A 14,779-nucleotide genomic window follows, 5' to 3' on the forward strand; every position below is an offset into this window, starting at 1 on the left:
TTTACTGTTTCGACAGCGCGATGTAGCGCGCGAGGTGATGATCCTCGTCGCCGAGCTGGTGATCGATCATCACGAGCCGCTTCGCGTAGTGCGACAGCGGCAGCTCCCACGTCATCCCGATCCCGCCGTGCAGCTGGATGCTCTCCTCCGCGACGAGCGTGCCGATCCGGCCGATGCTGTATTTGGCGGCGGCGAGCGCGCGTTCGCGCACCACGCGCGGCGCATCGAGCTGCGCGGCCGCGTTGATCACCGCCGAGCGCGCCTGCTCGACTTCGAGCAGCAGGTCGGCCATCCGGTGCTGCAGCGCCTGGAAGCTGCCGATCGGCAAACCGAACTGCTTGCGCGTGCGCAGGTAGTCGAGCGTGTACTCCTTCGCCACATCCATCGCGCCGAGCGCTTCCGCCGACAGCGCGAGCAGCCCGTAGCCGAGCACGCGTTCGAGCAGCTCGGCGCCGGCGTCGCCGTCGTGCGTGCCGAGCGCGGCATCGGCCGGCAGCACGACGCGTTCGAAGCGCACCTCGGCCGCGCGGCCGCCGTCGATCTTCCGGTAGTCGCGCAGCGATACGCCCGCTGCATCGGCCGGCACGACGAACAGGCCGATGCCGGCTGCATCGTCGTCATGACCCGACACGCGCGCGCTGACGACGAAGAATGCCGCCTGCGCGGCCTGGTCGACGACACCCTTCGCGCCCGTCAGCACCCAGCCGTCGCCCGAGCGTTCGGCATGCGTGCGCACGGTCGTCAGTTCGTAGTGCGAGCCCGGCTCGTCATGCGCGAACGCGGCGCTCGCGCGGCCGTCGATCAGCGCGGCCAGCCGGTCGCGATGCGCGGCGCCGCCGGCGAGCGACAGCGCACGGCCCGCGAGCAGCGCGCCGAGGAACGGCTCGACGACGAGCCCGCGCCCGAGGCATTCGAACACCACGGCGATGTCGAAGCCCGCGCCGCCGAACCCGCCGTCGGCTTCGGCAAACAGCGCGCCGACCGTGCCGAGTTCGGCAAAGCGCCGCCACATCGCGCGATCGAACCCCTCGGCCGACTGCGCGATGCGATCGCGCACCGGGAACGCGTACTGCTCGGCGATGAAGCGGTTCAACGTATCCGCCAGCATCCGGCGGTCTTCTGTGTGCTGGAAATCCATCGTCGCGTCCCTCGTTACAGCCCGAGCATCATCTTCGCGATGATGTTCTTCTGGATCTCGTTCGAGCCGCCGAAGATCGACAGCTTCCGGTTGTTGAAATACTGCTGCGCGGCGCTCGCGGCGTCGTCCGGGCCGACCGGCTCGCCGTCGTAGTCGGCATCGAGCGCTTCCTCGACGAACGGCTGCGCGTACGGCCCCATCGCGCGCCGCATCAGCGCGGTGATCTCCTGGCGGATCTGCGTGCCGCGGATCTTGAGCATCGAGCTTTCCGCTCCGGGCGCGCCGCCGCCCGCGACCGCGGCCAGCACGCGCAGGTTGGTCGTGCGCATGTTCTCGAGCTCGATCTCGACGCGTGCTACGCGCGCCGCGAAGAACGGATCGTCCGCGAGCGGCCGGCCGTTCTTCGTGACCTTCGCGGCCACCGCGCGCAGCCGGTCGAGCGCGGCCGTCGAGAAGCCGATCCCAGCGATGTTGGTGCGCTCGTACGTGAGCAGGTATTTCGCGTAGGTCCAGCCGCGGTTCTCTTCGCCGACGAGGTTTGCCGCCGGCACGCGCACGTCGGTGAAGAACACCTCGTTGACTTCGTGCTCGCCGTCGAGCGTGATGATCGGGCGCACCTCGACACCCGGCGTGTTCATGTCGATCAGCAGGAAGCTGATGCCCTCCTGCTTGCGCACGTCGGTCGCGGTGCGCACGAGGCAGAAGATCATGTTCGCGTAGTGGCCGAGCGTGGTCCATGTCTTCTGGCCGTTCACGAGATAGTGCTCGCCCTGCGCGTCGATGCCGCGCACCGCGCTCGTCTTCACCGCCGCGAGATCGGAACCGGCGCCCGGCTCCGAGTAGCCCTGGCACCACCAGTCGGTGCCGTCGAGGATGCGCGGCAGCCAGTGGCGCTGCTGCGCTTCGTTGCCGTACTTGATCAGCACGGGGCCGAGCATGTTCACGCCGAACGGCACGATGCGCGGCGCACCCGCGAGCGCGCATTCGTTGTCGAACAGGAACTTCTGCGCGACGCTCCAGCCGGGGCCGCCGTATTCGCGCGGCCAGTGGCTCGCGAGCCAGCCGCGCGCGTTGAGGATCGCGTGCCATTCGCGCATGTCGTCGCGCGTGAGATGCAGGCCGCCCTTCACCTTGCGCGCGATGCGCGCGGGCAGTTCGGCTTGCAGGAAGCGCTGCACTTCCGTGCGGAAGGCTTCCTCTTCGGGAGTGAAATTGAGGTCCATCTTCGGTCCGTGGCGAATGCGGTGGGCGTTCAGTCGATGCGGTTCAAGCTCGCGAAATCCGCGCCGCGCGCGACGAGATCGGCGAGCAGCGGCGACGGCTTCCAGAACAGCGGATCCTCCTTCGCGAACGCGCGGATATCGGCGAGCACGTTCGCGAGGCCGATCGTGTCCGCGTAATGCATCGGGCCGCCGCGATAGCGCGGGAAGCCGTAGCCGTACAGGAACACCGCGTCGACATCGAGCGGGCGCAGCGCGATCTTCTCGTGCACGACGTTCGCGCCTTCGTTGATCATCGCGGCGAGGTAGCGGCGCAGGATCTCGTCGTCGGTGAAGGTTCGCGGCGTGATGCCCTTCTTCGCGCGTTCTTCGGCGACGATCGTCTCGACTTCCGGGTCCGGTGCGCCGACGCGCGCGCCGTCCGGATACAGGTAGTAGCCGCGCGCCGTCTTCTGGCCGAACCAGCCGCGCTCGCACAGCCGGTCGGAAATCTCCACGTAGCGCGAGCGCGGGTCGCGCGTCGCCGCGCGGCGCTTGCGGGTCGCCCAGCCGATGTCGCCGCCCGCCAGGTCGACCACTTGGAACGGGCCCATCGGGAAACCGAATTCGCGCACTGCGCGGTCGATCTGGTACGGCGACGCGCCGTCTTCCATCAGGTAGTCGGCCGCCGTGCGATAGACCGCGAGGATCCGGTTGCCGATGAAGCCGTCGCACACGCCGGCGCGCACCGGCGTCTTCTTCAGTTGCTTGGCCAGTGCGAACGCGGTCGCGACGACGTCCGCGCTTACGCGCGCCGGCACGACGATCTCGAGCAGCTTCATCACGTTGGCCGGCGAGAAGAAATGCAGGCCGATCACGTCGGCCGGCCGGTCGATGCTCGCGGCCAGTTCGTCGATGTCGAGATACGACGTGTTAGTCGCGAGCACCGCGCCCGGCTTGCACACGCACGCGAGTTCGGCGAACACGCCCTTCTTCACCGCCATGTCCTCGAACACGGCCTCGATCACGACGTCGGCCTGCGCAAGCGCGTCGTACGACGTGCTGCCCTTGAAGCGCGCGAGCCGCGCCGCGTGCGCGGCCGGCGTCATCCGCCCTTTCGCGACCAGGCCGTCATATACCTTCTCGACGTGCGCTCGGCCACGGGCGAGCGAGGCTTCGTCGCGTTCGATCATCGTCACCGGCAGCCCGGCATCGAGCGCCGCGACCGCGATGCCCGCGCCCATCGTGCCGCCGCCGACCACGCCGATCCGCTCGACCGGCCGCGCGCTCGCGCGCCGTGCCTCGGGCGCCTTCGCCGCCTCGCGCTCCGCGAAGAACGCATGCACGAGGCCCGCGCGCTGCGGGCTGTCGATGCACTGCAGGAACAGGCTGCGCTCGAGCTTCATCCCCGCGTCGAACGACTGCGTGAGCGCGGCCTCGACCGCATCGACGATCTTCGCGGGCGAGAACAGGCCACGCGATTTCTTCGGCAGCTCGGCGCGCGCCGCCTCGATCGCAGCCTGCGCGGCCGTGCGGTCGGCCAGGCCCTGCGCATCGCGCGTGCGGCGCACCGGCGCGCCGAGCGACACGAGTTCCTGCGCATAGGCGAGGCCTTCAGCGAGCGTGTCGTCGCTGTGCGCGATGCGATCGACGAGGCCAAGCGCGAGCGCTTCCTCGGCGCTCGCATGGCGGCCCGTCAGCATCAGGTCGAGCGCGGCCTTCGCACCGATCAGGCGCGGCGCGCGCTGCGTGCCGCCCGCGCCGGGCAGCAGGCCGAGGGTGACTTCCGGCAGCCCGAGCTTCGCGCCGGGCACCGCGAGCCGGTAATGCGCGGCGAGCGCGACTTCGAGGCCGCCGCCGAGCGTCGCGCCGTGCAGCGCGACCACGACCGGCTTCGTGCCCGATTCGATCCGCTCGCACACGTCGGGCAGCGACGGCGGCACGATCGGCTTGCCGAATTCGCGGATGTCGGCGCCCGCGATGAAGTTGCGGCCGGCGCCGACGATCAGCACCGCGCGGATCGCGGCGTCGGCCTGCGCGGCGTCGAGCGCGTCGGCGAGGCCGCGCCGCACATCGGCGGACAGCGCGTTGACGGGCGGATGGTCGATCGTGACGACGAGCACCTTGTCGCGCCGTTCGCGCGTGACGGTGCCGGCCGGGCTGGCGGGGGAAGCGGGTGAGTTCATCGTGTCTCCTTGACGCGTCGGCCGATGCGTCGACGCCGGTTCGTGGCTCACGGCCACGCGAGCGGCGCCGGGGCACCGGCCCCCGGTCCCGCACGAAGCGGGACAAGATCCGGCCGTACGCCGGGCATGACCCGATTCTCGATTGATCGAGATTCATTGACAATTCCCTCCCACTTTTACAAGCTGTCAAGTCTGACTTGACACTGAATGTTTCCGACCATTAAACGGGCCGGATCGGGAGACGCGCCGCATGGACCTGAACGCGCTGACGCTGCTCGTCGAGATTCTCGACGCCGGCAATCTCAGCAAGGCTGCGCAGCGGCTCAAGATGAGCCGCGCGAACGTCAGCTACCGGCTGAACCAGCTCGAGCGCTCGATCGGCCAGCAGCTCGTGCGGCGCACGACGCGGCGCATCGAGCCGACCGAGATCGGGCTGAAGCTGTACGAGCACGGCCGGCGCATCCGCAACGAACTGCTCGCCGCGCAGGAATCGGTGACGACGCTCGGCCAGGACCTGCAGGGCCGCGTGCGGCTGTCGGTGCCGAGCGGTTACGGGCAGATGGTGATGTCCGACTGGCTGCTTGCCTTCAAGCGGCTGCATCCGGGCATCGTGCTCGACGTCGTGTTCGAGAACCGCGTGGAAGACCTGATGCGCGACGAGATCGACATCGCGGTGCGCGTGATGCCGGAGCCGCCGCAGAACCTCGTCGCGCGCGACATGGGCGCGGTGCGCTACGTCGCGTGCGCGTCCGCCGAATTCGCGGCCGAGCACGGGATGCCGGCGAGCCTCGGCGCGCTGTCCGCCGCCCCCGTCGTCACCGCGACGGTAATGGGCCGGCAGCTCAGGATCGCCGCGTATCTCGGCGACGAACGCCACGAGGTGCTGCTCGAGCCCACGCTGATTTCGGAGAACTTCCTGTTCCTGCGGCAGGCGATCCTCGGCGGGATCGGGGTCGGCATCGTGCCCGACTACGTGATGCAGGACGACATCCGGCGCGGCACGGTCGTCACGTCGCTCGACGCGTACCGGCTCAGCATCTTCGGCACGCACATGTACATGCTCTACATGCCGAACCGGCACCACACGCGTGCGACGTCGACATTCATAGAGTTCATCCTCGAACAGGCCGGAAAGACCGGCCGGGGCGGGCCCGGCGCGATGCGTCAGGGTTTCCTGTCGGGTGACAAGCCGCCGGGCGCGCGGCGACAATAGCGCGCCGGGGCGGGCAGCCGCGTTTCGCCGGCACCGTCGCCTCCTTCGAATTCACTGCTGCCGAGGGTTCAATGTTCGACCGGATTCGCCCGCAATCGCGCTCCTGGACGCTGCTCGCCGCCGTCGCGCTCGTCGCGTTCAACGCCGGCTGCACGTCCCCGTCCACACCGCCGTCGGGCGCGGTGGTGCCCGTCGCCGCCGCCTCGGGCGCCGCCGTGCCGCTGCCCGGCTTCCACGCGCCCGAGCTGTCGTCCGGCTGGACCGACAAGCCGGGCTGGACCTCGCAGCACTTCATGATCGCCGCCGCGAACCCGCTCGCGACGCAGGCCGGCTTCGACATGCTGAAGGCCGGCGGCACCGCGATCGACGCGGCGATCGCCACGCAGATGGTGCTCGCGCTCGTCGAACCGCAATCGTCGGGGATCGGCGGCGGCGCGTTCATGCTGTACTTCGACGGGAAGGCGACGCAGGCCTACGACGGCCGCGAGACCGCGCCGGCCGCCGCGACCGAGCGCCTGTTCTACGGGCCGACCGGCCAGCCGATGAGCTTCTATGAAGGTGTCGTCGGCGGGCGCTCGGTCGGCACGCCGGGCGTGCTGCGCATGCTCGACGCCGCGCATCGCGCGCACGGCAAGCTGCCGTGGCGCCGGCTGTTCCAGCCGGCGATCCGGCTCGCCGAGCACGGCTTCACGATCAGCCCGCGGCTTGCGATGCTGATCGCGAACGACCGATACCTGAAGAACGATCCGGCCGCCCGTGCGTACTTCTACAACGCGGACGGCTCGCCGAAGGCCGCCGGCACGGTGCTGAAGAACCCCGCGCTCGCGACCGTGCTGCGCCAGGTCGCCGACCGCGGCGCGAACGCGTTCTACAGCGGCGCGATCGCGCGCGACATCGTCACGAAGGTGCGCAAGCACCCGACCAACCCGGGCCTGCTGTCGCTGCAGGATCTCGCGCGCTACAAGGCGAAGGTGCGCACGCCGCTGTGCACCGACTACCGGCGCTCGGTCGTGTGCGGGATGCCGCCGCCGTCGTCGGGCGGCCTCGCGATCGCGCAGATGCTCGGCATCCTCGAGGCAATGCCCGACTGGCAGCAGATCGGCGCGCAGAAACCGGTGCGCAACGACGTCGGCTACGAGCCGACACCGTTCGCCGCGCACCTGTTCAGCGAAGCCGGGCGCCTCGCGTATGCGGACCGCGCGCGCTATGTCGCCGATCCCGATTTCGTGCCGCTGCCGGGCGGCAGCTGGGCGAGCCTCACCGACAAGACCTATCTCGCGCAGCGCGCGCACCTGATCGGCGACAGCAGCATGGGCGTCGCGCAGGCCGGCACGCCGCAGGGCGCGACGCTCGCGATGGCCGACGACCGCAGCCCGGAGTTGCCGTCGACGTCCGACATCGCGATCGTCGACCGCTACGGCCAGGCGCTGTCGATGACGACGAGCATCGAGGATGCATTCGGCTCGCGGCTGATGGTGCGCGGCTTCATGCTGAACAACCAGCTCACCGATTTCTCGTTCGTGTCGAACGACAACGGCCGGCCGGTCGCGAACCGCGTGCAGCCCGGCAAGCGGCCGCGCTCGGCGATGTCGCCGGAGCTCGTGTTCGACAAGAAGACGAAGCAAGTGACGATGATCGCCGGCTCGGCCGGCGGCCCCGCGATCATCAATCACGTCGCGAAGACGCTGGTGGGCGTGCTCGACTGGGGGATGACGATGCAGCAGGCGATCGCGCTGCCGAACTTCGGGTCGATGAACGGGCCGACGCAGCTCGAACGCGGCCGCGTGTCGGAGGCGCTTGCCGACGGGCTGAAGGGCCGCGGGCACGACGTGCAGATCGTCGAGATGAACTCGGGGCTGCAGGGGATCCAGCGGCTGAACGTGCAGGGGCAGACGGTGTGGTTCGGCGGGGCCGATCCGCGGCGGGAAGGGCTGGCGATGGGAGAGTGATCCGTTCGTGCGACGCATGCGCCGATATCGTTCGCCCCACGCGGCAACAATGTGTTGATTCGGCCGACAACTGTCGGCCGCCTTTGGATCCTCCGCAGTCCATTTCGCGACATCCGGATTCGTACGCGATGTCGCGTCCCATTCCTCCATCCACAATTTCGTATCTGTCTGATCGACGGAACATCCCCTGCTCCGTATAGTCGCTCGTTCGCGTTTCAGCTATGGGGCCTCGGCGCGACGTAGGCAGACAACGGCGCCGCTTTCCGTTGCCGATGATGCACGTCGATACCTTCCGCCCGGCCGAACGACTCACATCATTCAGGACTACGATTCATGATCGGCATTTTCTCGACGCTCCCCGAACGCCCCTCCCGGCACGCGTGGACCCAATCGCAATTTGCAAAGGGCGCCCGTCTGTCCGCGCTCGCGCTTTCACTGGCAGCCGCACTCGCGCCCGGCTACACCCATGCTGAAGATCTCGACCTCGGCAAACTGATCGTGATATCCGGCGCGGGAGGCGAGGCGACCGCCTCGGGCGCCGGCTCGATCGCGCTCGGGGTCGGCGCGCGGGCAAACGGCGAAACCGGCGGCGACTACTCGGCGATCGCGATCGGCTCGGCGGCGGAGGCCGACGGCCAGGCGACCATCGCCATCGGCGAGAAGGCGAAGGTTCACGGCGACCGCTCGAGCGCGTTCGGCGTCTCTTCGAACGTCAGCGCAAACCGCGCGATCGCGCTCGGCGCGGACGCGACGGTCACCGCGCACGACTCCGTCGCACTGGGGCAAGGCAGCGTCGCCGACCGGCGCAACACCGTGTCGATCGGCAAAGCCGGCAACGAGCGCCAGCTCACCAACCTGCGCGCCGGCACAACCGACACCGACGCGATCAACCTGTCGCAGCTCAAGCCTGTCGTCGACGCACTCGGCGGCGACGCAGCCATCAATGCGGACGGCTCCGTTCGCGGCCCGAGCTACACGATCGACGGCAAGACCTTCACCACGGTCGGCAGTGCGCTGACGAACCTCGACGGGCGCGTATCGACGGTCGAAACCGACGTCAAGTCGATCCGCTACGACGTCGACGATCTCGGCACGCGGCTCGACAACGGCACGACCGGCCTCGTGAGGCAGGACCCCGCCAGCCTCGCGATCTCGATCGGCGCCGACAAGGGCGGCACGTCGGTCAGCGTCGCCGCTGCGAACGGCACGCGTACGCTCACCGGCCTGTCGAACGGCGTGGGCGATACCGACGCCGTGACGATCGCGCAGTTGAAGGCAACCGGCCTGGTCGACCCGGACGGCAAGCCGCTCAGTGCGCTCGTGTACGACGACCTGTCGCTCGGGCGCGCGACGCTCGGCGGTGTCGGCGGCACGCTGCTCGACAACGTGCGGCCCGGTGCGATCGTCGCGGGCGGCATGCAGGCCGTCAACGGCGGGCAGCTCTTCACGATGCAGCAGCAATTCGACAGCCGCCTCGACACGCTGAATACGCGTCTGTCGGACATCGAGAAGAACGGCCCGAGCGTCACGCCGCCGACGGGTGACCTTGGCAACCAGTTCGCACAACTCGGCGACGGCTCCGGCGCGACCGGTTCGAATTCGATGGCACTGGGCAACAACTCGAGCGCATCCGGTGACGACAGTCTCGCGCTCGGCAACAACGCGAAAGCATCGGGCAAGAACTCGGTCGCTCTCGGCAACAACTCCGTCGCCGACCGCGACGACACCGTTTCCGTCGGCGCACCCGGCCAGGAGCGGCAGATCACCAACGTCAAGGCCGGTACCGCGCCGACCGATGCCGTGAACGTGCAGCAATTGCACGACCAGATCGGCAGCGTGCGTAACGACATCGATCACTATCGTCGCGATGCGAGCGGCGGTATCGCGTCCGCCGTCGCGATCGCGAACCTGCCGCAGGCGTCACTGGCCGGTGAAAGCATGGTCTCGATCGCCGGCGGCACATATAGCGGGCAGTCGGCCGTCGCGTTCGGCCTGTCCACCGCCACGCGCAACGGGCGCTGGGTGGTCAAGGCGTCGGGCTCCACCAACACGCGCGGCACGGTCGCGGTCGGCGCCGGCGCCGGGTATCGCTGGTAAGCCGTCGCCACACGGCCACCGGTATCACGCGACAAGGGCCGGGCTTCGCTCGACGCGAAGCCCGGCCCTTGTTCGTTTGCGACGCGGGGCGATCGTCCTTCGTCACGCCCCGACGCATCCCGGAACCTGTCTATCCGCGCCCCTTCCACGGCACGATCCGCCGCTCGACCCAGCGCATCGCGAGATCGAACAGCCATGCGATCGCGCCGATGATCAGGATCCCCATCACGACGATGTCGGTGCGCAGGAAGCTCGATGCGTTGAGCACCATCTGCCCGAGCCCCGCCGTCGCGGCAACCATCTCGGCGGCGACGAGCGTCGTCCAGCCGAACCCGATCGCGATCCGCAGCCCGGTGAGGATTTCCGGCAGCGCGGCCGGCAGCACGACGTGGCGCACGATCTGCGCGAAACTACCGCCGAGCGAATACGCGGCGTTGATCTGCTCGACGGTTGCCGCGCGCACGCCGGCGCGCGCGGCCATCGCGATCGGCGCGAAGCACGCGAGGAAGATCACGACGAGCTTCGCCGTTTCATCGATGCCGAACCAGATCACGACGAGCGGCAGGTACGCGAGCGGCGGCAGCGGCCGGTAAAACTCCAGCAGCGGATCGAGCACGCCGCGCGCAACGCGGCTCACGCCCATCAGGATGCCGGCCGGCACGCCGATCGCCGTCGCGAGCAGGAACGCGCCGAACACGCGCGCGGCACTCCACAACAGATGCTCGGACAACGGCAAGCCGCCCTGGATGCGACCATGCCACGCATCGACGAATGCCGTCCATACGGCCTCCGGTGCGGGCAGGAACAGCGGCGGCAACCACTGGCGATGCGTGGCGACCCACCACAGCACGGCCAGCACCGCGACCGTCGCCGTGCTCAAGGCCGCCGTCTTCCCTTCGCCCGGCAACCGGTAGCGGCGCGACGACGGTGCACGACGTTGCGCCGCCGGAGCCCGCGTGCGATCGCCTTCCTCGAAACCTGCGGCCGTGCGATCGGCCGCCCACGACTCCTGCGTGCTCATGCTGTCCTGCCTGTGCAAAGTGCTGATCCGACCGCGTCCGACCGACGCGCCCTGTCGCGCGAATTCATGCGTCACGCGGCCGCCGCGACCGCTTCGTCGCGATGCAGATACGCGATCAGCCGCTCGCGCCACGCGATGAAGTCCGGTGACGATTTCACCGCGCGCGCGTCGCGCGATTCGACATAGCGGCGCGCGAACGGCAGCTCGAAGGTTTCCGCGATCCGGCCGGGGCCGGGCGTCATCACGACGAGACGCGTCGCAAGGAACAACGCCTCCTCGACGTCGTGCGTGATGAAGAACACGGTCTTGCCGGTGCGCGCCCACACGTCGAGCACGAGTGCCTGCATCGTGCCGCGCGTCATTGCATCGAGCGCGCCCATCGGCTCGTCCATCAGCAGCACGCGCGGGTCGCTCGCGAGCGCACGCGCGATGCCGACACGCTGCTGCATCCCGCCGGAGAGTTCATACACGCGCGCATGCGCATGGCGCTCGAGACCGACGAGCGCGAGCATCTCTTTCGCGCGCGCTTCGCGTTCGGCTTTCGACACGCGCGCGAAACGCAGCCCGAGCGCGACGTTGTCGAGCACGTCGAGCCACGGGAGCAACGCGTATTTCTGGAACACGACGCCGCGATCGGCGCCGGGGCCCGTGACCGGCACGCCGTCGACGCACACGTCGCCGGTCGTCGGCGCGACGAAGCCGGCCATGCAGTTCAGCAGTGTCGTCTTGCCGCACCCGGACGCGCCGAGCGCGACGACGAATTCACCGGACTCGATACGCAGGTCGACGCGCGCGAGCGCCTGCGTCGTCGGCCTGCCGCGCTCGCCCGGATAGGCGACCGATACCTGACGGACTTCCAGCGTGCTCATGATCGACGGGCTCCGCGACGAATGGGCTGAACGGCCGCGCTCAGCGCGCGGCCTTCTGCACGAACTGCGGATCGACGCCGGCCGAATAGTCGGCGAGCACCGTCTGGATCGTGCCTTGCGATTTGAGGAACGTGGCCGTGGCCGCGAGCGACTTCGCGGCGCCCGACTGCGCACCGCCGCCGAGCCACGTCGGCGAAGCCTGCTCGGCCGCCGTCGGGAACGCGTAGAGCGCGAGGCTGGCCGGCACATCCTGCGCGTTCGCGCCCGATACCTTCGCGACCGCCGCGACCTGCGGCGAGCCGACCTTCCACGCCGCCGCATGCGCGCGGTAGTCGGCATCGGCCGCCGCGAGCACCTTCACGAAGCGCGTGACGAACTCGGGGTTTTCACGCGCGAACTTGCGGCTCACGACGAAGCCGTCGAAGGTCGCCTTGCCACTTTCTTTCGCAACCTGGCCCGACGTCGTCAACACGGTGCCCGACTGCTTGACCTTCGCGAGCACCGGATCCCAGATGTAGGTCGCGTCGATGTCCCCGCGTGCCCACGCCGCCGCGACTTCGGGCGGACGCAGGTTGACGATCTTCACGTCGTTCGGATTGACGCCCGCGGCCTGCAGCGCGACGAGCGTGTGGAAATGCGACGTCGACACGAACGGCACGCCGATCTTCTTGCCCTTCAGCGATGCGATGTTGGTGACGCCCGAGCCGTTGCGCGCGACGAGCGCCTCGGCGTCGTTGATGTTGTCGAGCACCCAGAACAGCGAGATGTCGAGCCCCTGCGACAGCCCGGCCGCGATCGGGCTCGAGCCGGCTTCGCCGAGCTGCACGGAGCCCGACGCGAGCGCGCGGATCACGTCGGCGCCGCTGTCGAGCTTGCGGAACGTGACCTTGTAGCCGGTCGCCTTTTCGACTTCACCGCTCGCCTGCGCATAGCGCCACGGCACCACCATGTCCTGGTACGCGATCACGACTTCGCGCGTTTCGGCGTGCGCCGCGCCGAGCGCGGCAAAGGCGGTCAGCGCGACGACGGCGCGGCGGATGAAGCTGAAACGGGACATGCGGCTCTCCTTCGGAATGCGGGCATTGCTGCGGGAGAGCCGACTATAGGAGCTTTGCGCGCGGTGGGAGCGAACTTATCCTGCGAAGCTATCGATGCCGTTTCAGCTTTGCTTTTCATGCTTGACCGGATTGCGCGTCCGGTCGGGTGGCGATTGCCGTGCGAACGCAGGAATGGCGTCCGCATCAACGAAAAAGCCCGCATCGCTGCGGGCTTTTTTCGGGTTCGCCGGAAGACGGCGAAGCAAGGACGCTCAGACCACTCCGGCCCCGTGCGCCTGCAGATCGGCGTGATAGCTCGAGCGCACCATCGCGCCGACGGCCGCGTGCGTGAAGCCCATCTTGTACGCCTCTTCCTCGTACATCTTGAACGTATCCGGATGCACGTACGCGCGCACCGGCAGGTGGTGCTCGGACGGCTGCAGGTACTGGCCGATCGTCAGCATGTCGACATCGTGCGCGCGCAGGTCGCGCATCACCTGCAGGATTTCCTCTTCGGTTTCGCCGAGGCCGACCATCAGGCCCGACTTCGTCGCGACGTCCGGATGCAGCGCCTTGAAGTCCTTCAGCAGCTTCAGCGAGTGCGCGTAGTCCGAACCCGGGCGCGCTTCCTTGTACAGGCGCGGCACCGTTTCGAGGTTGTGGTTCATCACGTCCGGCGGGGCGGCGTTCAGGATCGAGATCGCGCGGTCGAGACGGCCGCGGAAGTCCGGCGTCAGGATTTCGATGCGCGTTTCCGGCGACTGTTCGCGCACTTCGCGGATGCACTCGACGAAGTGGCCGGCGCCGCCGTCGCGCAGGTCGTCGCGGTCGACGCTCGTGATCACCACGTACTTGAGCTTAAGCGCACCGATCGTGCGCGCGAGGTTCTTCGGCTCGTCCGGATCGAGCGGATCGGGGCGGCCGTGGCCGACGTCGCAGAACGGGCAGCGGCGCGTGCACTTGTCGCCCATGATCATGAACGTCGCGGTGCCCTTGCCGAAGCATTCGCCGATGTTCGGGCAGCTCGCTTCCTCGCACACGGTATGCAGGTTGTGCTCGCGCAGGATCGTCTTGATCTCGTTGAAGCGCGAACTGCCGGTGGCCGCCTTCACGCGGATCCACTCGGGCTTCTTCAGCTTCTCGATCGGAATGACCTTGATCGGAATGCGCGCCGTCTTCGCCTGCGCCTTCTGCTTGGCGGTCGGATCGTAGGCAGGAGTCGCGGCCGAATCGGCCGGTGCGGGGGAAGCGGTAACGTCAGTCATTCGAATGTTGTTCCAGTGCCTGCGGCTTGTCGGCGGCCGCGGATGCGCCGTCGAGGTTGGCGATCAGACGGCGCACCAGCGTGTGGGCGACGTCGTTCCAGTCGGCGGCAACCTCGAGGCTCGCCATGTCGACAGTTTCCAGTCCGGCATAGCCGCACGGGTTGATCGCAAGAAACGGGCGCAGATCCATCTTCACGTTCAGGCTCAGCCCGTGATAGCTGCAGCCGTTGCGGATCTTCAGGCCGAGGGCCGCGATTTTCGCGCCCTCGTGCACGCCGGACGCCACGTAGATCCCGGGCGCGCCCGCCTTGCGGACCGAAGCGAGATTATACGCCGCGAGGGTTTCGATCACGGCCTCCTCGATCTTCGTCACGAGCGTGCGCACCATCAGCTTGCGCCGGCGCAGGTCCAGCAGCAGGTACGCGACGATCTGGCCGGGGCCGTGGTAAGTGATTTGCCCGCCGCGGTCGACCTTCACGAGCGGCACGCCGCTGTCGGCCACCAGCAGGTGGGCCGGGTCGCCGGCCTGGCCGAGCGTGTAGACGGGCGGGTGCTCGACCAGCCAGATCTCGTCGCCGGTATCGGCCGTGCGCGTGTCGGTGAACGCGCGCATCGCGTCGAAGCTCGCCTCGTAGGTCTCGACGCCCCGCCACCGCACGGTGACCGGCGGGGCCGGCTGATCCGGGGACCCGGCGGGCGATGCGGAAACGGCAACAGGCGTGGACACGATGGAAACCGGCGAGACGGACATGGGCGGTAGTTTACCGAAAACCCGTGGGTCTCGCCGGCCTCGGGAGAGGGACGG

11 protein-coding genes are annotated in these 14,779 nt (G+C 68.8%); 3 read left to right on the forward strand and 8 right to left on the reverse strand.

Annotated features, from left to right (window positions below; genetic code table 11):
• Nucleotide 1: 1 nt before the first annotated feature.
• The 3 genes from LXE91_RS03440 to LXE91_RS03450 are packed head-to-tail and all read right to left on the reverse strand — an operon-like array spanning nt 2 to nt 4,523.
• A complete protein-coding gene (locus LXE91_RS03440) occupies nt 2-1,138 on the reverse strand; it encodes an acyl-CoA dehydrogenase family protein (protein WP_039346266.1) in 1,137 nt (378 codons plus the stop codon).
• Nucleotides 1,139-1,152: 14 nt separating this feature from the next.
• Nucleotides 1,153-2,361 carry an acyl-CoA dehydrogenase family protein gene (locus LXE91_RS03445; protein WP_039346268.1) on the reverse strand — a complete coding sequence of 403 codons (1,209 nt, stop codon included), beginning with the start codon at nt 2,359-2,361 and terminating at the stop codon, nt 1,153-1,155.
• Nucleotides 2,362-2,390: 29 nt separating this feature from the next.
• A complete protein-coding gene (locus LXE91_RS03450) occupies nt 2,391-4,523 on the reverse strand; it encodes a 3-hydroxyacyl-CoA dehydrogenase NAD-binding domain-containing protein (RefSeq protein WP_039346269.1) in 2,133 nt (710 codons plus the stop codon).
• A gap of 250 nt (nt 4,524-4,773) precedes the next feature.
• Between LXE91_RS03450 and LXE91_RS03455 the strand changes: the two genes are divergently transcribed.
• From LXE91_RS03455 to LXE91_RS03465, 3 genes are all read left to right on the forward strand, one after another.
• On the forward strand, nt 4,774-5,736 hold the full coding sequence (locus tag LXE91_RS03455; RefSeq protein ID WP_039346271.1) for a LysR family transcriptional regulator: 963 nt from the start codon (nt 4,774-4,776) through the stop codon (nt 5,734-5,736).
• A 71-nt stretch (nt 5,737-5,807) separates the two neighbouring features.
• A complete protein-coding gene (gene ggt / locus LXE91_RS03460; protein WP_039346273.1) occupies nt 5,808-7,685 on the forward strand; it encodes a gamma-glutamyltransferase in 1,878 nt (625 codons plus the stop codon).
• A gap of 333 nt (nt 7,686-8,018) precedes the next feature.
• Nucleotides 8,019-9,782 (forward strand): YadA family autotransporter adhesin, encoded by a 1,764-nt coding sequence (locus LXE91_RS03465; RefSeq protein WP_039346274.1) that lies wholly within the window; start codon nt 8,019-8,021, stop codon nt 9,780-9,782.
• Nucleotides 9,783-9,912: 130 nt separating this feature from the next.
• On the opposite strand, the gene LXE91_RS03470 is transcribed toward LXE91_RS03465, so the two are convergent.
• The 5 genes from LXE91_RS03470 to lipB all read right to left on the reverse strand — a co-directional run bounded on the left by LXE91_RS03470 (nt 9,913) and on the right by lipB (nt 14,725).
• Nucleotides 9,913-10,803 carry an ABC transporter permease subunit gene (locus LXE91_RS03470; protein WP_232352855.1) on the reverse strand — a complete coding sequence of 297 codons (891 nt, stop codon included), beginning with the start codon at nt 10,801-10,803 and terminating at the stop codon, nt 9,913-9,915.
• 71 nt (nt 10,804-10,874) lie between these two features.
• On the reverse strand, nt 10,875-11,672 hold the full coding sequence (locus tag LXE91_RS03475; protein WP_039346277.1) for a taurine ABC transporter ATP-binding protein: 798 nt from the start codon (nt 11,670-11,672) through the stop codon (nt 10,875-10,877).
• Between the two features lie 40 nt (nt 11,673-11,712).
• Nucleotides 11,713-12,729: a taurine ABC transporter substrate-binding protein gene (tauA, locus tag LXE91_RS03480; protein WP_039346278.1), complete on the reverse strand. Its 1,017-nt coding sequence runs from the start codon at nt 12,727-12,729 to the stop codon at nt 11,713-11,715.
• 252 nt (nt 12,730-12,981) lie between these two features.
• Nucleotides 12,982-13,974, reverse strand: a complete 993-nt coding sequence (gene lipA, locus LXE91_RS03485) for a lipoyl synthase (RefSeq protein WP_039346279.1) — start codon at nt 13,972-13,974, stop codon at nt 12,982-12,984.
• The gene (lipB, locus tag LXE91_RS03490) at nt 13,967-14,725 is read right to left on the reverse strand and encodes a lipoyl(octanoyl) transferase LipB (protein ID WP_039346281.1); all 759 of its coding nucleotides are present in this window, start codon (nt 14,723-14,725) and stop codon (nt 13,967-13,969) included. The genes lipA and lipB overlap by 8 nt, the downstream gene beginning before the upstream one ends.
• Between the last annotated feature and the right edge of the window lie 54 nt (nt 14,726-14,779).

It is taken from the genome of Burkholderia contaminans, from assembly GCF_029633825.1.
GTDB lineage: Bacteria > Pseudomonadota > Gammaproteobacteria > Burkholderiales > Burkholderiaceae > Burkholderia > Burkholderia contaminans.